The organism is Capnocytophaga sp. oral taxon 324 str. F0483 (assembly GCF_000318315.2).
GTDB classification, from domain to species: Bacteria; Bacteroidota; Bacteroidia; order Flavobacteriales; family Flavobacteriaceae; genus Capnocytophaga; species Capnocytophaga ochracea.
In genome coordinates this window covers 43,425-64,633 of record NZ_KB291528.1, presented here as the reverse complement: position 1 = coordinate 64,633, position 21,209 = coordinate 43,425, and the positions used below count along the sequence as shown (strand labels likewise).

Annotated in this window: 18 protein-coding genes and 1 tRNA gene; 6 read left to right on the top strand and 13 right to left on the bottom strand. The window is 38.2% G+C overall.

Going from position 1 to position 21,209, the window contains the following annotated elements:
• Positions 1–36: 36 nt before the first annotated feature.
• Positions 37–1,752 carry a murein L,D-transpeptidase gene (locus HMPREF9072_RS08895; RefSeq protein WP_009411397.1) on the bottom strand — a complete coding sequence of 572 codons (1,716 nt, stop codon included), beginning with the start codon at positions 1,750–1,752 and terminating at the stop codon, positions 37–39.
• A 639-nt stretch (positions 1,753–2,391) separates the two neighbouring features.
• Here HMPREF9072_RS08895 and ffh point away from each other — a divergent pair.
• From ffh to HMPREF9072_RS08870, 5 genes are read left to right on the top strand one after another with little or no spacing between them, the layout of a single operon-like run.
• Complete coding sequence (gene ffh / locus HMPREF9072_RS08890) at positions 2,392–3,723, top strand: signal recognition particle protein (RefSeq protein WP_009411396.1); 1,332 nt, start codon at positions 2,392–2,394, stop codon at positions 3,721–3,723.
• 29 nt (positions 3,724–3,752) lie between these two features.
• Complete coding sequence (locus HMPREF9072_RS08885; protein WP_009411395.1) at positions 3,753–4,208, top strand: DUF2750 domain-containing protein; 456 nt, start codon at positions 3,753–3,755, stop codon at positions 4,206–4,208.
• 21 nt (positions 4,209–4,229) lie between these two features.
• The gene (folD, locus tag HMPREF9072_RS08880) at positions 4,230–5,105 is read left to right on the top strand and encodes a bifunctional methylenetetrahydrofolate dehydrogenase/methenyltetrahydrofolate cyclohydrolase FolD (RefSeq protein WP_009411394.1); all 876 of its coding nucleotides are present in this window, start codon (positions 4,230–4,232) and stop codon (positions 5,103–5,105) included.
• Complete coding sequence (locus HMPREF9072_RS08875; protein WP_009411393.1) at positions 5,102–6,241, top strand: AAA family ATPase; 1,140 nt, start codon at positions 5,102–5,104, stop codon at positions 6,239–6,241. The genes folD and HMPREF9072_RS08875 overlap by 4 nt, the downstream gene beginning before the upstream one ends.
• Positions 6,242–7,330 (top strand): CapA family protein, encoded by a 1,089-nt coding sequence (locus HMPREF9072_RS08870; protein ID WP_009411392.1) that lies wholly within the window; start codon positions 6,242–6,244, stop codon positions 7,328–7,330. It abuts the gene before it with no gap.
• Positions 7,331–7,431: 101 nt separating this feature from the next.
• Here the strand turns inward: HMPREF9072_RS08870 and prmC are convergent, their stop codons facing one another.
• The 7 genes from prmC to rho all read right to left on the bottom strand — a co-directional run bounded on the left by prmC (position 7,432) and on the right by rho (position 14,528).
• Positions 7,432–8,277: a peptide chain release factor N(5)-glutamine methyltransferase gene (gene prmC / locus HMPREF9072_RS08865; protein WP_009411391.1), complete on the bottom strand. Its 846-nt coding sequence runs from the start codon at positions 8,275–8,277 to the stop codon at positions 7,432–7,434.
• Entirely contained in the window at positions 8,277–9,311 is a 1,035-nt protein-coding gene (locus HMPREF9072_RS08860; RefSeq protein ID WP_009411390.1) for a glucosaminidase domain-containing protein, read from the bottom strand. The genes prmC and HMPREF9072_RS08860 overlap by 1 nt, the downstream gene beginning before the upstream one ends.
• A complete protein-coding gene (locus HMPREF9072_RS08855; protein WP_009411389.1) occupies positions 9,295–10,233 on the bottom strand; it encodes a 1-aminocyclopropane-1-carboxylate deaminase/D-cysteine desulfhydrase in 939 nt (312 codons plus the stop codon). Before HMPREF9072_RS08855 ends, HMPREF9072_RS08860 begins: the two co-directional genes overlap by 17 nt.
• Before the next feature lie 2 nt (positions 10,234–10,235).
• Positions 10,236–11,477: an ABC transporter permease gene (locus HMPREF9072_RS08850; protein ID WP_009411388.1), complete on the bottom strand. Its 1,242-nt coding sequence runs from the start codon at positions 11,475–11,477 to the stop codon at positions 10,236–10,238.
• A 3-nt stretch (positions 11,478–11,480) separates the two neighbouring features.
• Positions 11,481–12,380: a lipoyl synthase gene (gene lipA, locus HMPREF9072_RS08845; RefSeq protein WP_009411387.1), complete on the bottom strand. Its 900-nt coding sequence runs from the start codon at positions 12,378–12,380 to the stop codon at positions 11,481–11,483.
• Positions 12,381–12,633: 253 nt separating this feature from the next.
• Positions 12,634–12,721: transfer RNA gene (locus tag HMPREF9072_RS08840), tRNA-Ser, on the bottom strand.
• 157 nt (positions 12,722–12,878) lie between these two features.
• Complete coding sequence (rho, locus tag HMPREF9072_RS08835; RefSeq protein ID WP_009411386.1) at positions 12,879–14,528, bottom strand: transcription termination factor Rho; 1,650 nt, start codon at positions 14,526–14,528, stop codon at positions 12,879–12,881.
• 674 nt (positions 14,529–15,202) lie between these two features.
• Between rho and HMPREF9072_RS08830 the strand changes: the two genes are divergently transcribed.
• The gene (locus tag HMPREF9072_RS08830; RefSeq protein WP_009411385.1) at positions 15,203–16,159 is read left to right on the top strand and encodes an acyltransferase family protein; all 957 of its coding nucleotides are present in this window, start codon (positions 15,203–15,205) and stop codon (positions 16,157–16,159) included.
• A 23-nt stretch (positions 16,160–16,182) separates the two neighbouring features.
• On the opposite strand, the gene HMPREF9072_RS08825 is transcribed toward HMPREF9072_RS08830, so the two are convergent.
• The 5 genes from HMPREF9072_RS08825 to HMPREF9072_RS08805 all read right to left on the bottom strand — a co-directional run bounded on the left by HMPREF9072_RS08825 (position 16,183) and on the right by HMPREF9072_RS08805 (position 21,197).
• The gene (locus HMPREF9072_RS08825) at positions 16,183–16,908 is read right to left on the bottom strand and encodes a DUF4369 domain-containing protein (protein ID WP_009411384.1); all 726 of its coding nucleotides are present in this window, start codon (positions 16,906–16,908) and stop codon (positions 16,183–16,185) included.
• Between the two features lie 48 nt (positions 16,909–16,956).
• Positions 16,957–18,024 carry a chorismate-binding protein gene (locus tag HMPREF9072_RS08820; protein WP_009411383.1) on the bottom strand — a complete coding sequence of 356 codons (1,068 nt, stop codon included), beginning with the start codon at positions 18,022–18,024 and terminating at the stop codon, positions 16,957–16,959.
• Between the two features lie 28 nt (positions 18,025–18,052).
• Positions 18,053–19,798, bottom strand: a complete 1,746-nt coding sequence (locus HMPREF9072_RS08815) for an ABC transporter ATP-binding protein (RefSeq protein ID WP_083475899.1) — start codon at positions 19,796–19,798, stop codon at positions 18,053–18,055.
• A 68-nt stretch (positions 19,799–19,866) separates the two neighbouring features.
• Entirely contained in the window at positions 19,867–20,496 is a 630-nt protein-coding gene (locus tag HMPREF9072_RS08810; protein WP_002675733.1) for a trimeric intracellular cation channel family protein, read from the bottom strand.
• Positions 20,497–20,543: 47 nt separating this feature from the next.
• Positions 20,544–21,197 (bottom strand): hypothetical protein, encoded by a 654-nt coding sequence (locus HMPREF9072_RS08805; protein ID WP_009411380.1) that lies wholly within the window; start codon positions 21,195–21,197, stop codon positions 20,544–20,546.
• Positions 21,198–21,209: the final 12 nt, after the last annotated feature.

The window sequence follows — 21,209 nt, the reverse complement described above, 5'->3', positions numbered from 1 at the left end:
TAAAATAAGTGACAAATAAAAAAAGCGGTTTGAAAGTTAGCTTTCAAACCGCTTTATGTCTTTCAACTGTTCGTTATCAAGATCGTAGATATCATTCTTTATAGTTGCTTCGCCTTTCTTATCTACCGATATGGTGTAGTACAGAATATTAATCATATATTTTGTATTGAGTTTTACACGATACTGATTGCGCTTATTATTGTTCATAAAGTCTTTTACTTTCTCTTCTGTCCAAGACTTTCCATCACCTTCATTCTTCAGTAGATGATAGGCTAATTGCGAAGGATTTTGCACGCGTACACAGCCGTGACTAAGTGCACGTTGCTCACGTTCGAACAAATACTTCGATGGTGTATCGTGCAAATATATACTCATATTATTATTGAGCAGGAACTTCACTAAGCCCAATGAGTTGCGCTCGGAGGGAGCTTCTACAAAATAAAAAGCACGTTTATGCACTAAAGGATTCGTCCAATCTACCTCTAAGGGGTCTATCACCTTGCCATTTTCATACATAGTATAACCTCTATTTTTGTATCTTTCAGGGTCTTCTTGCAATAGCATTTGAGGAATCATTTCCTTTCTGATAATACTCTGAGGCACAGACCACGTAGGGCGAAATTCTATTGAACGGATAGAATCGGTGAAAATGGGAGTTGAGCTTTGAGCTCGCCCCACCACTACTTTGGTTTGATATATTAATGAGTCCTTATGATATAAAAAAAGTTTATAATCAGGGATATTCACAATTATATAATCATCACCTAAATCATTATTGAAAACACGCATACGCTCCATATTGAGCCTAAGTAAATCGCGCTGGCGTGCTTTATTCATATTCAGACGATTGAGCGTTTGGATACCTAAGGAACCATCGGGAGTAAGCCCATTACTGCGCTGAAATCTTTTCAATGCCCATATAAGGGTACTATCTACTTCCTGAGGGTCGATTTTGGGAACTGACCCAAAGCCTTTTTTAGCTAAGGCATTGCGCAAGCTCTCAACCTCAGGATCAGTATATCCGTAAACAAAGTTTTTAGGGTCTGAAAATTTAATAATACGGATAGTGTCAAGAGGCTGATTTTTGAGTTGTATATACTTATATTTCATTCGTCTATACTGTTCTCCTTTGGGATAAAGACTTGCTAATTTTGCTTCTAAATCATCGTTATCTCCCAAATGTAAGAGCATATCAATATTCCGATATTTATATTTTGGTTTTATCCACGTATGTTTTCCATAGGCTCTTTTAGAAAAGCGACCAGAGGTAAGGTGCTTGGCAAAAAGCAAAAAAGAGGCGGTAATTTGTTTATCTAAATAAGCCTTATAATCATTAGGGAGTTTATATTTATAGGCACTATCTACCACTTTTTTCAAAGCAGAACGCCTATAAGTTTCGGGGTTTAGACCATCTTCTTCAATACATTTTAAAGCTTCTATATATTGCGAAAAGATGCGAGAAGGGATGTCTTCGAAGAGCCAACGAGTTTTTCCTCCATTTTCTGTATAATAACTATGGGTTTCGGACTGTATTCCTTTTTTATAAGTAGCATCAAGAACTGTAAGATTTTCAAATGAAGTTACAGAGGTATCTACTGCAATAGTAAGAGCCTCAGTATAAACCTCTTTACCAGCCTCATTTAATGAAGAATTGGGGTGAGAAGTAGTGGGAGTAGTTTTTCTACAGCTTTGTAAGATGATAAAAATAGCTATTAAAACTGCAATTTTTATCTTTAAATCAATATGAATCATATTAAAAACATATTTTGGGTGCAAAGATAAGGATAATTAGGGAATTAGCAAATGTGAAAATTAGGAAATTAGTAAATTAGTAAATGTGAAAATTAGCAGATTAGCAAATTTAGAAATTAGCAAATGATGGAGAGAGGTTAAAATAGTTATTTGATTGGTCGGAGGAAGGTGGAGCTTTCGGAAGGAAACGAAAAATATCAGAAGTACACTGAGAGTAATTTTGGAGAGAAAAGGCTCTTAGGAGGGTATGGTTAGCTTATAGGTAGCTTATAGGAAGCTTATACGAATCTTGGACGATTGGTATAGAAAGGGTATACAAGTGATTGATTAATAATACAATACAACAATGCAAAAAATGTTAAAAACGGGGTTACGAGGCGAAAGAAAAGGTAAGGTGAGATATTGGAGAAATATGGAGGAACTCTAAAAAACTCGGAGGAAAAATATGCTCAGCTTATAGGAATCTTATACGGAATCTTGTACGATTATTATAGAACAGCCTTTTAAACTTCTATAAAATAAGGAGTTATATTATAGAAAAACAGCTTATTAACCGTATCAATACACTTTTTTAGCTGTTTAGTTTTTAGTTTCCACTTTTTTTCAGTACCTTTGCACAACTTTTTAAAATAGACAAAAATGTTTGATAATTTAAGTGATAAATTAGAGAAAGCCCTACATAACTTAAAGGGACACGGTAAGATTACCGAAATAAACGTAGCTGAAACACTGAAAGAAGTGCGTCGCGCTTTGCTTGATGCCGACGTGAATTATAAGATAGCCAAAGATTTTACCAACAACGTAAAAGAAAAAGCCTTAGGACAACAAGTGCTCACTACCCTACAACCAGGGCAGTTAATGGTGAAGATTGTAAAAGATGAGCTCACCCAGCTAATGGGAGGTGATGCTGCTGGAGTGAACCTATCGGGGAATCCTACTGTTATATTGATGTCGGGGTTACAAGGTTCTGGTAAGACTACTTTCTCAGGGAAATTGGCTAACTACCTCAAAAATAAAAGAAATAAAAAACCATTGCTCGTAGCGTGCGACGTGTATCGTCCTGCTGCGATAGACCAATTACATATTGTAGGAGAGCAGGTAGGGGTACCTGTTTTTTCGGATAAAGGGAACAATAACCCTGTGGATATTGCCAAAAAAGGGGTGCAATACGCTAAAGAAAACCACTTGAACGTGGTGATTGTGGATACCGCAGGTCGGTTGGCAGTAGACGAGCAAATGATGACCGAAATATCGAATATCCACAAAGCTCTCAACCCACAAGAAACCCTTTTTGTAGTAGATGCGATGACGGGGCAAGATGCTGTAAACACGGCTAAAGCCTTCAACGATGTGCTCAACTTCGATGGGGTTATCCTTACCAAACTCGACGGGGACACCCGCGGTGGGGCGGCTATCACTATTAAATCGGTAGTGAATAAACCTATCAAATTCGTAGGTACCGGCGAGAAAATGGACGCTATTGATGTGTTCTATCCCGACCGTATGGCTGACCGTATTCTCGGTATGGGCGACGTGGTATCATTAGTAGAACGCGCTCAAGAGCAGTTTGACGAAGAGCAAGCGCGCAAATTGCAAAAGAAAATTGCAAAAAACCAATTTGGGTTTGACGACTTTCTTGAACAAATACAGCAAATTAAGCGTATGGGTAGTATGAAAGACCTCCTTGGTATGCTTCCCGGTGTAGGCAAAGCAGTGAAAGACCTCGATATCAAAGACGACGCTTTCAAGCATATCGAAGCAATTATCCATTCTATGACTCCAAAAGAGCGCAATACGCCTGCTATCATAGATTTAAACCGCAAAAAACGAATTGCCAAAGGTAGCGGTCGCGATATTCAAGAGGTAAACCAACTAATGAAACAGTTCGAGCAAATGAGCAAGATGATGAAAATGATGCAAGGTGGCGGTGGCAGAAAGATGATGCAGATGATGCAGGGAATGAGAGGTTAGATAAAAGGTAAAAGGTAAAAAATACAAATATGTTACAAGAATTCATTGAAACTGTAGTAAAGAACAAAGAAGTGTTTTACCTAGAAGTAGACGAATCGTTTGCTATGTGTGGTTCGCAAGCCTTCTACATTGAGGAAACAAAAGAAGCTATTCCTGTAGCCCTCTTTTGGGAAGACGAAGAGAAAGCAGTAGCTTGTAAAGCCGACGAATGGGCTAAGGGAATTGTAAAATCGGCTACCTTAGAAGAGTTTATTGAGATATGCTTTGGAATGCAGGTAGAAACAATGGCAGTGGGTATTGGGTTTAACGCTGATTTATCAGAAGGAGAAGAACTCGTGCCTGTTGATTTGATAAAAGCATTGATAAAAGAAATTGACAGAACAAAAACTACGGTTACTTTTAGTGACTCGTTCGAATCATTAGCCCAAGTAAAACAACTTTTGAACCAAATAGAGCTTGATATCACCGATGAAAAAGCCCTTTAACCACTAAAAACACAATCAGTAATGACTATCTTAGACGGAAAAAAGACTTCAGAAGCCCTCAAACAAGAAATTGCTGAGGAAGTAAAGCAACTAAAAGCTGAGGGAAAGAAAGTACCACATTTGGCTGCCGTATTGGTAGGCGACGATGGGGCAAGTCTTACCTACGTGGGGAGTAAGGTGAAAGCTTGCGAACAAGTAGGCTTTGAGTCTACTTTAGTAAAACTTCCTGCTAACATCAGTGAAGAGGGGCTACTGCAAGAAATTGAAAAGTTAAACGCTAATCCTGAAATTGACGGCTATATAGTACAATTACCACTACCTAAACACATCGACGAGCAGAAAATACTTTTAGCCATAGACCCTACAAAAGATGTAGACGGCTTTCACCCTGCTAACTTCGGTAGAATGGCACTGGATATGGAGGCTTTTATTCCTGCTACACCTTTCGGTATTATGGAGTTGCTGAAACGCTACGAAGTGCCTACCAAAGGCAAACACGTGGTAGTAGTAGGACGCTCACACATCGTAGGTCGCCCCATCAGCATATTGCTCAGCCAAAAGGGAGCACAAGGCAACGCTACTGTTACACTTACTCACAGTCATACCCCTAACCTCGCTGAGCTTACACGTCAGGCAGATATTGTGGTAATGGCATTAGGTATTCCAGAATTTCTAAAAGGCGATATGGTAAAAGAAGGCGTAACCGTGATAGACGTAGGAATTACACGCCTAAAAGACGATAGCACCGATAAAGGTTATCGCATTGTAGGCGATGTAGCTTTCGATGAAGTAAAAGAAAAAGCGAGCTACATTACTCCTGTACCAGGAGGCGTAGGCCCTATGACCATAGCAATGCTCTTGAAAAATACGTTATTAGCTTATAAATGGTATCGATGAAAATAAAAGAATCTAAATATTATCACCCTGTAAACCTCTTGCAGATAGACTCCGATGACCACGTAGAGGTGTACGATAAATACAAACTTCTGACTTTCAGCAACCCGTACCGTTGTTTGTTAGACGACTTGATGGCAAGAATTTATATAGGAGGAGAGGATTTGGTTATCCAACGAGACAAACTGAAACACTTTGTGAAATGTACTGACTATTACACCATAGAATACGCCTCCAAACAAAATGAGCTATACGAATCGGAAGAATGCTATTTTCACCCAGAGCTCAAAATCTTTTTGGTAATAGACAAAAATCTCTCCAACGAGTACGATAACCAGATTTTTGAAGACGGATTATACAAAGTAAATTCAGTATACTACCAAAACGACAATCCAAAGGCTAAAGAACACCTCAACATCTTGTTTTCAGAATATATAGAAAAGTATATCTCTAAAGAATCTAAGGTTTCTATACTACTAAAAACGCAAATAGGATTAGAAATCAAAACCCATAGCATCAAGCCTTACCGCATAGATTTTGAAACGATGTACAACAATGATTTCTTCGAAGTACATACTCGAGTGAAAAATGCGCTAACGAATGACAACAAGGGCGTGGTACTATTTCACGGGATTGCTGGTTCGGGGAAGACAAACTACATCAAATGGCTTACGAGCCAAATCCCGAATAAAAAATTTATCTTTGTACCTACTACAATGATAGGGTCGCTCACCGACCCTGCTTTTATTAGTCTGCTCATAGGCAATAAGAACTCTGTATTGGTACTCGAAGATTGTGAGAACTATATAGCTGAACGCACCTCCTTCAACAGTAATACCGATGTAGTATCGTCTATCCTCAATATAGCTGACGGTATGCTTTCTGATGTATTAGAATGCCAGCTGATATGCACGTTTAACTCCGATATTTCTAAGATAGACTCGGCATTATTGCGCAAAGGCAGATTGATAGCCGAGTATAAGTTTAAAGAGCTAACTGTTGAGAAGTGCAATAAGTATTTGCAATCTACCGATAGAGATTTTAGAGTAGATAAGCCTTACTCATTAGCAGAACTGACCAATATAGACATAAAGGAACTCAAAGAACAAGACAAGCAAACTAAAATAGGTTTCAAATAAATGATACGTATATTTCTGACTTTTCTCTTCGTCTCGATAACTTTTGCCCAAGAAACAGGTAACCGAATGTCATTGCTTTTTATGGGGGATATAATGGGGCACGTGCCACAAATAGAAGGAGCTTACGATATTGAGACGAAGCAATACAATTATATGCCTGTATTTGACAAAATCAAACATAAGTTTGCGCAGGTAGATTTTGCTATTGCTAATTTGGAAGTAACTTTGGCAGGGGAACCTTATACAGGTTACCCCCAGTTTTCGTCGCCCGATGCTTTAGCAGTTGCTTGTAGAGATAGCGGAATAGATGTATTGGTAACTGCCAATAATCACACTTGCGATAGAGGCAAAAAGGGAATTATTCGTACTTTAGACGTACTCGACTCCTTAAAAATAGCTCATACAGGAACCTTTCGCAACAAAGCAGAATTTGAGAAAGATAATTTATTGGTGCTTTCCAAAAATGGGATTTCAGTGGGAATACTCAACTATACTTATGGTACTAATGGTTTACCCGTTCCTGAACCTACCATCGTAAATAAAATAAATCTCAACCTAATGAAGCAGGATATTGAGAAAGCTAAAAAAGTAAATCTCGATAAACTGATAGTAGTGATACACTGGGGGATAGAATACCAGCAAAAGCAAAACAAAAAACAGGAAGAAGTAGCACAATTTCTTTTTGACAACGGAGTAGACATTATTATAGGAGGTCACCCACACGTCTTACAACCTATGTATTACTATCCGCAAACGGGACTTCATAAGGAACAGATGGTAGTTTATTCACTGGGTAATTTTGTATCTAACCAGCGCAAAAGCTCAACAGACGGAGGTGCGATGGTAGAGCTGACCCTCTTCAAAGATGCTTATGGCACTCGTATCCTTGATAAAGGATATTATTTAGTTTGGGTAAATCGCACTCCAAAAACTAATAAGAAATATCTTTTTGAAATATTACCTTGCAAAGAATACGAAACTACTCACTACAAAGACCTTACTGAGAGCGTTAAGGATAGTATGAATATCTTTATAAACAACTCTCGAAAGTTATTCAAATCTAATATTTTAGTTAAAGAGAAACTATAGCTTATTACAACATTTCTTTTATGTATCAGCTTTAGAAAATAAATAAAGGCTTTCTAATGATTATTATTTAGATAGCCTTTTCTTCTATATTACTTTTATAGCTACTTAGCTTTTATCATACGATCATTCCCAAAAAGGTCTTGACGTAAAGTTATCTCAGTAAAATGCTTTTGTTCCAATAATGTTTGCATTTCTTGCCCTAAATACTGATTAATTTCAAAGAAAAGACTCCCATTAGTGTTTAAACTCTGCTGGGCAAGAGTAGCTATTTTATCGTAAAATAATAACGGATTATTATCAGGGACGAAGAGTGCTAAATGAGGCTCATATTCTAAAACATTATGGCGTATCTCTTTCTTTTCTAACTCACGTACGTAGGGCGGATTAGAGATAATAATATCATATTTATTAGGAAGAGTTTCTATTCGCAAGATATCTTGTTGTAAAAAATGAGTAACTACACTGTTTAATTCAGCATTACGCTTAGCTACTTTCAAAGCTCCTTCCGAGACATCTATAGCTGTTACTACGGCATTAGGAAGAGCTTTAGCAAGTGAAATAGCAATACAGCCACTGCCTGTCCCTACATCTAATATCTTGATTTTCTCGCTTTTGTCAGAATATTCTTGAAGTACCCAATCCACTAACTCTTCTGTTTCTGGTCGAGGTATCAATACATTTTCATTTACGAAAAAACGATTAGAGAAGAACTCAGTTTCACCCAAAATATACTGTATAGGTTTAGCTGTTTGTAATTCTCTAATCGCTTGCAAAATAGGTTGTGCTATATCTTCAGTAAGTAAAGTATCAGAATTTGCTAATATTGTAGCTTTACTGTACTTCCCATAATGCTTCAAAAGAATAAAGTAAAACGCATTTATTTCACTCTTAGGATAAAGTATTTCTAATTTATGATGTATATACTCTCTTAGCTCACTAAAAGTCATTAGTTCACACGAATTTGTTGTCCTACTTTTAGGTTACTACTAGTCACATCATCAAAATTATTAAGCTTCATCAATTGTTGTACAGGTACTTGTTGCTCCCGTGCTATTTTATAAAGAGTATCACCTGTTTGTACTTGATAATAGACTTCAGCAATAGCCTCTTTTTCAATAGTCGTGGTATCAATAGTATTAGTAGGTTTAACGATTGTTTTTGTTACAGTGGGTTTAGACACCGATTTAATAGCTGTAGCTGGTTTAGATACTTCTTTTTTAGGAGTTGAAACAGTTGCTACTTGGGTATTAGAAGAAGTTATATCTCCTCCCTTAGCTGCTATTACTTGATTGTCATACTGATGTAATTCAAACTTTTTGATAAGAGCTATCAATTTCTTTGCATAAGTAGGGTCAGTGGCATAGCCTGCTTTTCTGAGCCCGTGTGCCCAACCTTCATAATCTGTAGGACTAAGGTCAAACAGTGCTTTATAACGATTGCGATTTACAAGAAATTGTGAATGGTCTTCAAACGATTCGTATGCATATCTATATTTGCGAAAACATTCGCTCTTCTCATCGTCGTCGTGGGTAATAGTCTTGCCGTCCCAAGTAGCGTGACATTTAATTCCAAAGTGGTTATTGCCATAACGTGCCAAGCGTCCTTGCCCCGAACCACTTTCTAAAATGCCTTGTGCCAAAGTAATACTCGCAGGAATATTGTAACGTTGCATCTCTACCATTGCAATATCCTTATAATCCTGAATATACTTTTGAGTAACGGCTGCCGTAACTTGTACCGCAGGAGTTATCTCGTGAAAGCTGTCTTCTGAGACATCTCTACGATTGTGTTTTGAATCAGCTAAAGCCTTATTTCTTTGGGCTATCTCCGAATGGGTAGGCTTTTTCATCTCCACTCTCGGTGTCGGCTTTTGTCCTCGATAGATTACCGAATGAGAATTTCTCCCTTTCCTGTAAGGCTGATCAGAGCACGATGATATTATAAAGAGAATTAGCAATAGCAAACTAAATCTTTTCATCATAATTCAATATACTTTTATGTTTTTTAATTCGTTCGTTGTTAAAACCTTTAATCCCTTGCAAACCACCACTATGAATGGCTAATATACGGGTATTGGGGGCAAAATATCCCTGCTTTGTGAGGGCAAAGATAGCAAAAATCATCTTACCTACATATATCGGGTCTAATAAAATTTTCGTCTGACTGTTAAAATCATTTAAAAAATCTACTAATTCATCGGTTACTTTAGCATAACCACCAAAGTGATAATCGTACACTAATTCCCAATTGTTTTTGGTTGTATATTGTTTGATTACCTCACTTAAAAACGCTCCTTTCAAAGCTGGGAAACCAATGATTTTCTGATGATTAGCACTTGCATTGATGAGTCCTGAAATCGTTCCTCCTGTTCCTACGGCACTGCATATCACATCAAAAGCGTTGTCCTCAGGAGTAAGGATTTCTTCACAACCCTTCACTGCCAGCTCATTAGTACCTCCTTCAGGGGCTATATAGATGTTTTGTCCATAGCGTTTCCTAAGATTTTCCAAGAACTCTGGCGTATGTTTTTGTCGGTAAGCCTCTCTTGTAACAAAATAAAAATCCATACCACAAGATTTAGCAAACTTTAACGTAGGATTAACATCTATTTTAGAACCTAACTCATCGCCACGAATCACACCTATAGTTTTCAAACCTACTATTTGTCCCGCAGCTGCTGTCGCAGCAATATGATTGGAATAAGCTCCTCCAAAAGTGAGAATCGTATCCTTGCCTTCCTGTTGGGCTTGCGCTATGTTGTACTTGAGCTTTCTGAGCTTATTCCCTGATACAAAAGGGTGATTTTTGTCCTCTCGCTTTATCGTAAGGGTAACCCCATCAGGCAACGGGATATTCACGGGTTCGTTTTCTATATGTAAGTTATTGAATAATAAAGGCTGCATAGTTATTCATATCTCAACGCTTCTACAGGATCTAATTTCGAGGCTTTTACTGCCGGATACAATCCTGATATTACCGCTACTACAAGAGCTATACATATAGCAATAATAATAACACCCCACGGAATGGTAAAATCAAACTTAACGGCTTTAGATATCAAATATCCCAAACTGATACCTAATACAATACCCGTAAGTGCTCCCAATTGAGCTATTATTAGGGTCTCGGTAAAGAACTGTAAGGTAATAGATTTGCGCTTAGCTCCCAACGCTTTGCGAATGCCTATCTCCTTAGTGCGCTCGGTTACCGAAACGAGCATAATGTTCAATAGGGCGATTGAAGACCCCAAGATGGTAATAAGCCCAATCACAAAACCAGCAACAGAAAGGGTACCCGTAATACTGCCTATGCGTTGTAATAGGTCGTCACTGCGTTCTATCCCGAAATTATTTTCTTGTAAAGGTGCTAAGCCTCTCAGGTTACGCATCACTATGGTAGCATCATCTATAAGTCCATCCAACTGGTCTTTGCTCTGAGCGCTTATTTTGAGTTGAAAATTAGGATTATCTATAGGGAAAATACTACGTGCAATTCCTAAAGGAATCAACACTTGAAAGTTTTCGTAATTGCCAAAGGAGGAACTTTGTTCTTTAAGTATACCTATGACTTTGAACTTATAACCACGTACCGAAATAGTCTTTCCTAATGGATTTACATCTTTGAGTAGTGTTTTCTTAAAATCCGGACCTATCACGCACACATAGCTATTGTTCTGTATATCGAAATCGCTAAAATTGTGTCCCTCTTCCACTTCTAACCCCGAATTGCCAACATAGTATTCATCTACGCCTATCACTACGGCTAATGGGTCAGTTTTTTTGTTCTCGTACTTCACCTCAGCTGAGGAGGCAACATTCATAGAAATACTCGTTTTTGCAAACGGATTATCTAACTGTTGTTTAAACGCTACTGCTTCTTGATAGGTAATTAAAGGGTGTGGCTTTTGGGTGGTACCGCTCCCCTCAACTCGCTGACTGTATTGATACCTTGTAATCGAAAAAGTATTAGCTCCCATACTCGAGAAATTGCCTTCAAGCGTATTGCGCAAAGCAGTAATCACACTCAGAATTCCTACCAATGCCGTAATGCCAATAGCGATGATGAGCACGGTGAGAATTGTGCGCAATAGTTGCCCTCTGATACTGTCAAGAGCTATTTTTATATTTTCACGAATTACAATCCACACGGTTTATAACAAATGCTTATGAGCGCGGTAAGATGAACGTACTAACGCTCCACTTTCCACGTGACGAAAACCTAATGATAAGCCTATTTCTTTGTACTTGGCAAACTGCTCAGGAGTGACAAAATTCTTTACAGGAAGGTGCTGTTTCGAAGGTTGCAAATACTGACCGATAGTCACAATATCCACTTTTGCCTCTTTAAGGTCGTGCAAGGTTTCTATCACCTCTTCCTCAGTTTCTCCAAGTCCTAACATAATCCCCGATTTAGTACGGTTCGCGCCGTTTTCCTTTAAGTAACGCAACACGCCCAAACTTCGGTCGTATTTAGCTTGTATACGCACTTCACGAGTCAATCGGCGTACCGTCTCCATATTGTGCGAAATGATTTCAGGTGCAGCTTTCAGTATACGGTTTAAGTTGCGTTCCACTCCCTGAAAATCAGGAATTAAGGTCTCCATTGTGGTATTAGGGTTCATTCGGCGCACGGCTCTCACCGTCTCAGCCCATATAATGCTTCCCATATCCTTTAAATCATCTCGGTCTACCGAGGTCAGTACTGCGTGCCTAATGTTCATCAGTTTGATAGAACGTGCCACCTTTTCAGGTTCTTCCCAATCCAAACTTTCAGGTCGCCCTGTTTTTACGCCACAAAAGCCACACGAGCGCGTACAGATATTCCCCAATATCATAAAAGTAGCAGTACCTTCTCCCCAACATTCTCCCATATTGGGGCAACTACCCGAAGTACAAATTGTGTGAAGGTTATATCTGTCCACCACACTCCTCAGTTCAGTATACTTTTTACCAGTGGGTAATTTTACCCGTATCCACTCTGGTTTATTGCTCTTTAAGGTAGTAGTGGTAGTGGTTCCTATTTCATCTACAGCAAGTGTTTCTGCATTCATTATTTTTTAATGTTCTATATAATTTTTTACAAAGATACTACAAAATTGATGATTACAAAAGTTTTTAAACCGAAAAAATATCTATCCCCTATCGGAAGTACTGATTATAAGTGAAGCACAAAAAGCTATTTCTTATATCTAACCTAAGTTTTACTAAGGTAAAAGCCTATTTTTTTCTTATATGAGAAAAGGCTAAAACAGAAACAAACGTTCTATTTTAGCCTTAAAAATAATTTTATCAACATTCTGACTTTGGCGGAGAGAGAGGGATTCGAACCCCCGGAGGTGTTACCCTCAACGGTTTTCAAGACCGCCGCATTCAACCGCTCTGCCATCTCTCCAAGTGCACAATCACAATTGTTTTCTCAATTATGCGGGTGCAAAGGTACAACTATTTTTATTATCTGCAAATTTTAAAAGCAAAAAATTAGATATTTTTTCTCTTCTATTTATAATTTATTGTTTTACAGATATGAACTATATTGCCTTTGTAAAAAACTAATTGTTCATCGTTGCCAAAAACTCTTCGTTATTGCGCGTTAGCTTAATTTGCTTTTCCATAAATTCCATCGCCTCTATCGGATTCATTTCTGCCAAATACTTGCGTAACACCCAAGTGCGATTAAGCGTGTTTTCATCAAGCAACAAGTCATCTCTACGAGTAGACGAAGCTATTAAGTCAATAGCTGGGAAAATACGGCGGTTCGAGATACGTCTATCCAATTGTAACTCCATATTACCCGTTCCTTTAAATTCCTCAAAAATTACCTCGTCCATCTTTGATCCTGTCTCGGTAAGAGCCGTAGCGATGATAGAAAGAGAGCCTCCGTTTTCAATATTACGAGCTGCTCCGAAAAAGCGTTTAGGTTTGTGTAAAGCGTTAGCATCTACCCCACCGGTAAGCACTTTCCCCGAAGCTGGTTGCACTGTGTTATAAGCGCGAGCCAAACGGGTGATAGAGTCCAACAATATAACCACATCGTGACCACATTCTACCAATCGTTTTGCTTTTTCAAGTACGATATTAGCTATTTTCACGTGTTCGGAAGCTTCCTTATCAAAAGTCGAAGAGATAATCTCTCCTCGCACACTGCGTTGCATATCAGTTACCTCCTCAGGGCGCTCATCAATCAAGAGTACCATTAGGTACACCTCAGGATGATTTTTGCTAATGGCATTCGCAATATCTTTTAAAAGCATTGTTTTACCCGTCTTAGGTTGTGCCACTATCATACCGCGTTGTCCTTTCCCAATAGGAGCAAAAAGGTCTATCAAGCGAGTAGAAACAGTAGAACCTTTGCCTGCCAACTCAAATTTTACATCAGGAAAAAGAGGCGTAAGGTGCTCAAATAGTACTCGGTCGCGCACCACTTGGGGGTCAAGTCCGTTTATCTTTATAACTTTTAGTAGCGGATAATACTTTTCGCCATCTTTGGGCGGACGCACTTCTCCATATACCGTATCTCCTGTTTGCAAGCCAAAAAGTCGGATTTGTGAAGAAGATACGTAAATATCATCAGGCGAAGCCAAATAGTTATAGTCCGAAGAACGCAAGAAACCATAACCGTCAGAAGTGATTTCTAAAACTCCTTCACAGTCTACCACGCTGTCAAATTCAAAATCGGGGGCGCGATAACGGTTTTTCTTTTCTTTGTCAAAATTCTCATTATTAACAATAGTATTGCCATTGTTCACATTTTGATTGTAATTACCATTATTGCCATTGCCATTTTGTACAGGGGAACTGTAGTTTTTTGTTGGAGTAGCATTATTTTGATGATTGTTAGAAACCACAGAAGTAGTGTTTTTCTTCTGATACGTTTTAGATTCATCTGCCGAAGAAACCTTTTTAACGGCTGGTGTTTTTGAAGTCTTTTCTTGTTTAGAACTGCCTACTTTTTGAGGTATTTCTATTTTCTTTTTACGACTGTTTTTTTTGGGTTCAGTTGTGTTCTCAGTTGTAATAATAGGAGAATTGTCTTTTTGAACTTCTTCTTTTTTGTTGGGGAGTTCTTTTTTTTGATTTTTTAGAATTAGGTCTATGAGTTCAGGCTTATTTACATACCGAAATTTAGGTATATCCAAATGTTTTGCTATTTCCTGTAACTCAGTTAGCTTTTTAGATTTTAACTCTACAATGTTAAGCATTTTAAATAGTTATTATTAAAGTAAGTGATTTTTTTCAGTAGTCAAGATAAGTGAAATTCCTCTTTTTATATAGTTAAGATGGGATATTATTGAAAGTATTTTTTAATCAGAGGTACTGAAATCGGGTGCAAAGATATAAAACATTTAGCAATTAGCAAATTATTTTCTTTTTTTTATTGTCCGCCCATTCCACCATCAAGTGCAATTTTTTTTATTAGCTTTTGATAGAATAAACCTTTTAGTTTTTCAAAATCTAATACTTTTCTTGCTCTATACAAGTTCCCATCGCTACATTACCTTTGTCATTCGTCACCCGTCATTCGTCATTCCTTCCTTTTTCTTTCGTTTTAACATTTTCTACCACACACTCTTAATCATTCATTCCCAACTACTTAAATACCCTTTCTATACCAATCTTCCAAGATTCGTATAAGCTTCCTATAAGCTTTCTATAAGCTAATCCCATCTTAAAAGCACTTTCACACCTGCTACGATACCCTTCGTTTCCTTCCGAAAAGCCCCAATATGCCACTTTTGTAGTACACACTTTGTTAAAGTTTTTTTATTGCCTCAGGTATTTCTGGCATCATTGGCATTATTGACATTTCTGGTATGAATCAATTATTTTGTAGTATCAAAAAAAGAATGTATTTTTGCCTCATAAAGAAGTAACTATGAAAGAACGCAACCCTCTTATCGATGTGCTCAAAGGTTTTGCTATCATCTTGGTAGTGATAGGACACGCTTCGCAATGGTTTTCGGGTGATGACCGCACTAATCCCTTGTATGTAACCATTTACGCTTTCCATATGCCCCTTTTTATGTTTCTTTCAGGCTATGTAAACTTCAATATTCGTGGCGAACTGAACCTCAGCAAACGCTTTCAGGTATTGGTGATTCCTTTCTTCGTTTGGTTTTTAATTTCCGCCACTTATCACGGTTATATCCTCGATATAGAAAAAGTATGGGAACATCTTTGCGTACTCATTTATAAACCCACACAAGGAATGTGGTTCTTGTGGTTGCTATTTTGGGAGTGTGCCTTGCTCTATCTGGCTTTGAAGATTAATAAACATCGTGAAATATGGGTGATGATAGGTCTATGGAGCATTCTCATCTTCTTGCACCGAGTTACAGGAGCACAACCTATCTTTTATGGATTGCCCGAATTGTGTTGGTATTTCATCTATTTTTCATTGGGTTATGCCACACACAAGTACAAACCTCAAGCGCTGAAAATCCTCCGCCCTATGGGTTGGGTGAGCCTTATTACCTTTCCGCTCCTATTGCTCTTTCCTGTCGATAAAACTCATTACATACTCCACTCTCTCCGTTTATATGCTTTAGCACTTACGGGTATCGCTGCTTCTTATGTTTTATGGGAATGGTGTTACCGTTCAGAAAATAAGGCAACACAATGCTTGAAGTATTTAGGAGGTATTTCTTTAGAAATATATGTCACCCACTATTATATGCGCTTCTTAGTAGTTTACATCAAAGAATATATAAGCGATAATTTCTATTTGAACGTAGCTATATTTACCGTTTTAGCCATCATCGCTTGCGATATAATACAACGATTGGTACAGCGCGTAAAATGGCTAAGAAGAATACTCTACGGCAGATTTTAGATAGGTGAAAAACTCTTAATTTTTCACTTCTCCATTTCTTTTTCTGCCTTGCGAGCTTCTTCTATATAGTTTTTGAACTCTTTGCCGTATTTAGAATTGGCAACCTCTTTATTGAGTTTTCCATAAATTGAATCTAAGTATTTTACGCGAGTATTGGGGGCATCAACCAATACCACATAAGGGGTGATATACGAATCGGGGTGCGTGAGGGCATAGTTCAGCACAAAGAGGTGACGACGGAAGTTATTTTTCTCCGATGCTGCATTCAGCGAGTCGGCTAAGGTAGTATTACCCGCCTTAAAAGCATTCACTTGCTGTTCGAGGAGTTCAGCATTGCGCATTCCGAACTGTCGCATAGTGTGGGCATACTCTCCATAATCCTTTTGCGATTGTGAACCACTGATATTGGCTTTCACTTCAAACATATCATAAGAACTGTTGATAGTAATCTGCTTAGGTTCACCAAAGAACATTAGGCGGTCACCGAGGTCGGTACCTGCTTGTTTTTTTAAATCGAGGTAAATAAAAAACACTTCAGGACTCTCTAAATGTCGCTTGAAGGTAAACTTACCATTGCCATTGGCTACTACCGAATCGATATTGGTGAGCTTATCGTTTACAAATTGTTGTAGGTAGATAGTACCTACTTTCAATCCGTCGATATTTCCTTCCACAATCATTGTGTTTTTGTCTTCCTTGTCGCAAGCTATCATCAATAGTGCTGAGACTACCATTAATATTCTTTTCATTATTGTTTAGTTTTTAGTTATTAAAAAGAGAGACAATTTTGCCAAAGTTTATATGATTGTCATCATTGTCATTGCTTTGTTCTGTGTTTCCTCATATTCTTTTTCAGGAATGGAGTCTTTGGTAATACCTCCTCCCACATATAGGTAGGTTTGCTCTTGTTCTATCTGCATACAACGCAAATTCACATAGAATGCTTGGTTATTGTTGGACACCCAGCCACAATAGCCTGTGTAATATTGCCTTTTATAAAGTTCGTTTTCTATAATAAAAGTGCGAGCTTCCTCAGTAGGATAACCACAGACGGCTGGTGTAGGGTGCAGACGTTTTATTAACTCATATACTTTATCAGGAGCTATCTTCCCTTTAATTTCAGTACATAAATGCATCAGACTACCTGCTTGCACAGTTTTAACTGCTGAAACCTCAAGTTCATTAACATACTCTTGTAACTGCTGCACGATGGTATCAGTAACTATTTGCTGTTCTTCTTTTTCCTTAGTATGCCAATGTATCTCACCTTCTTTAAAAGGTTGTGTACCTGCCAATGCCATTGTGCAAAAATCTTCGCCATTACTGCGGAAGAGCGTTTCGGGCGTAGCAGCCATCCAAGTCCCTACTTTAGGGTGATAAAACAAATAGCAAAATGCCGAAGGGTATCGTGTTACCATATTGGCAAAGCTCTTAAACGGATTTACGACTTCTTTGATAGTTATCTTGCGCGAAAGAACCACTTTCTCAAAATGACCTCTGTGTATCTCATCAATAGCTTTGGTTACTAAACCTATGTGCTTTTGTTTTTCAGCTTCGGTATCTTCTAAAATATCAATATTAGTATTTTCTACAATCGATTGTGTAGGCAAATGGCTTACGGTAACTTTGTTAGCAGTGATGATAACAGCAGGTTCATTAGCATCGAAAGGAGCGAAAACAAATCCCTCTTGTTCTTCTTTATCAGTGTTAAAAAAATGAAGTGTATCATCTTCTTGTTGCAACAATATTACTGAAGTGTGATAAGGGGGCTTGTAGCACACAAAAGGTAAGTGTTCAGTATATTTGTGCTGTACTTGTTTTAAAAGTTCTTCAAATGAAATATAATCTTCGGTTTTAATCTTCATATAAATAAAATGCTTGCCGTGCTACGGCTTATATCGTTTGTGAATCATAAAAAGCTTTAAAAGCACCATTTTGTACCAATAGCTCATCTTTGGTACCTTGTTCTACTAATTTTCCTTTGTCGAGCATCAGTATTTTATCGACATATTTAGTGATAGACACACGATGACTCACTATAATTACGGTTTTGCCTTTTAAGGTATCGCGCAAATTAGTTAAAATCTTCTCTTCGGTATCGGTATCTACGGCTGATAAACAATCGTCTAACAAATAAATTTCGGCTTCTTTGAGCAATGCTCTTGCGATAGCTACTCGTTGGCGTTGCCCGCCACTGAGTGATACCCCGCGCTCTCCAAGCACCGAGTCATATTGATGGGTGAACTCTGTAATATTGTTGTGTACCACTGCTTTTTGGCAGGCTTGTATTATCTGTTCTTCGGTAGCATTTTTATTGCCAAAGCGCAGATTGTTGCGAATAGTGTCCGAAAACAAAAAGTTCTCTTGTGGCACTACCGAAATGGCTCTGCGCAAGCTGTGTAGATTCAATTCTCTTACGGGTTTGCCTCCTATCAGTACTTCACCCTGATTTGCATCGTACATACGTGCAATGAGATCTAACAGTGTAGTCTTACCACTACCGGTTTTGCCTATAACGGCTACTGTTTGTCCTGCTTCTATATGGAAAGATACGTCTTTAAGAGCTTCTATCCCCGTATCTTCATAACGGAAAGATACTTTATCAAATGTAATATCTCCTTTAATAGGCGTAAGCTCTCCTACCTGATTGCGTATCTGAGGTACTTCGGAAAGAAACTCGTTGATGCGCTTTTGTGAGGCTTCTGCTTGTTGTACAATAGAACTTACCCAACCTACGGTAGCCACAGGCCAAGTGAGCATCATCACGTAAATACTGAACTCTACAATTACTCCAATAGATTGTATTTCACCGGTGTAATAAAGCTTTCCCCCAATAAAGATTACAAAGATAAGGCTCAATCCTATCATCAGTATCATTGTAGGGATAAAAAAAGCCTGTATCTTAGCGAGCTTGATGTTTTTCTGACGACCATCTTCGGCGAGTACTGCTAATTGTGCATCGGTAGCCGCCTCGTTATTATACGATTTTATCACCCCGATACCTGAGAAAGTTTCTTGCGAGAAAGTAGAAAGGTCGGATAGGTAGGCTTGTACCTTCATCGTTTCAATATTAATCTTTTTGCTCATTTTGTAGATAAGCAAAGAGAGAATAGGCAATGGGATAAGGGTGTAGATAGTAAGTTTGGGAGAGATGATAAACATTAGCGGAATTACGCAAGCAAAAAGTGTAATAGTTTGCACACTGTACATAATAGCAGGACCTGCGTACATACGTACTTTCGATACGTCCTCGCTGATACGGTTCATTAGGTCACCTACTCGGTTGCGTTTGTAGAAGCTAAGCGATAACTGTTCGTATTTTTTAAATATCTCGTTTTTCATATCGTATTCGATGTAACGAGATACATTGATAATAAGCTGACGCATAAAGAACATTAGCACTGCCGATATGATAGTTGTACCGATGATAATAAGCGCGTATTCTATAAGTAAGGAAGTCATTTGTGAGGCATCTTTGTTAGCCGATTTAGCAAAGTCCTCAATGGCTGCGATAGAGTTTTTTACATATCGCGGCATAAAGAGTGAAAACACTCGCGACACTATGGTAATAAGTATCCCAAGTAGTAAGTGGTATTTATATTTATAAAAATATTTACGTATATGTCTCAGATGTGCCATTGGCTTAAATTCTCAATCAGAGTGCAAAAGTAATAAATAATGAGCAAATAACAATAAGAACTCAATTATTAAAACTTCGGTAACTCCCAATGGTATTTTACCGATAACAATCGCACAGCTATAACTACCATTATGGTAATGAATACTACTAAGTTGTGATTTACAAAGTTATCGATAAGGAAATAAACAGTACCTCCTGCTATGCAAGCCGTTGCATAAATCTCTTTGTGGAAGACAGCAGGTAGTTTGTTGGCTAATATATCCCGAATAACTCCTCCGAAGCTACCTGTCATCGTACCTAAGATAATAGCAATAGTAGGCGACAAGCCAAAACGCAATGCTTTTTCTATCCCGATGATAGTGAACACCCCCAGTCCAATAGTATCAAACACCATCAGCGATTTGCTCCAATGCTCAGAGAATTGCTTTTTGAAAACAACGGTAATCACTACACTAATGACTATCATCAATATATACGTAAGGTTGTTCATCCAGAATACCGGTACACTGCCTATCATAATATCGCGGAGCGTTCCCCCTCCTACCCCTGTTACAAAGGCTAAAATAAGCATTCCAAATATGTCCATACGGCGTTCTAACCCCACTAACACGCCCGAAATACCAAATACAGCCGTTCCTATTAAGTCCCAGAGATAAATCTGGTCTATCTGTGATAGTACATTAATAAAATCTTCCATTCTAAGTTCTATTTTAATTTCTGTGACTTGCCACACTTCTCTTAGCATTAATGCCAAATCTCCAAAAGTCGCCAAGTGTCCCCTACTGGTACAAACACAAACGCAATAGCTTTTTCCGTATTTTTACAACATACCCCATCGGGATAATAACTAAAAGTATAGGTTTGCAGAGCGTTGATATCATCGGTGAGTAACTCTTCTTCGGTAAGAAGTACACTGCCATCTTTCTGTACCAACAAACGCATTAAAGGCTCTGCCAAATGCTGTTGCCTAAACGCCATATCAGTAGTGAATTGCTTGAAGAAAGCGGGGAACTGCTTCTGCTGGTCTAGCAACTGTTTAGTTTGCTTTTCCATTTCGGCATAAGGTAATAAGCTACCGTCCTTTCGCTGTAAGAATACCTGTTTGCAATCATCTTTAGCTACACAAAAGGTGTACAAATGTATATCGGCATAAGGCAATTGGCTCAGCAACTGATAGCGGTAATACATTTTACTATCTTGTTGCAAGCTATCTTGCACCCAATAGGTGCGATTACTACCCGCAAGACTCTCTATCTGTTGTATTTTTGCTTTTACTTCTGCTAATTCAGCAACTGTTTGCTTAGCGGTCTCAGTATTACAGCTCTTTTTAAAGCTAATAATAGGGTCATCGCAAGCTAAAACCAGTAGTGAAAGGGGTATTGTTAAAAGAAATTTCATTTTATATCTCAC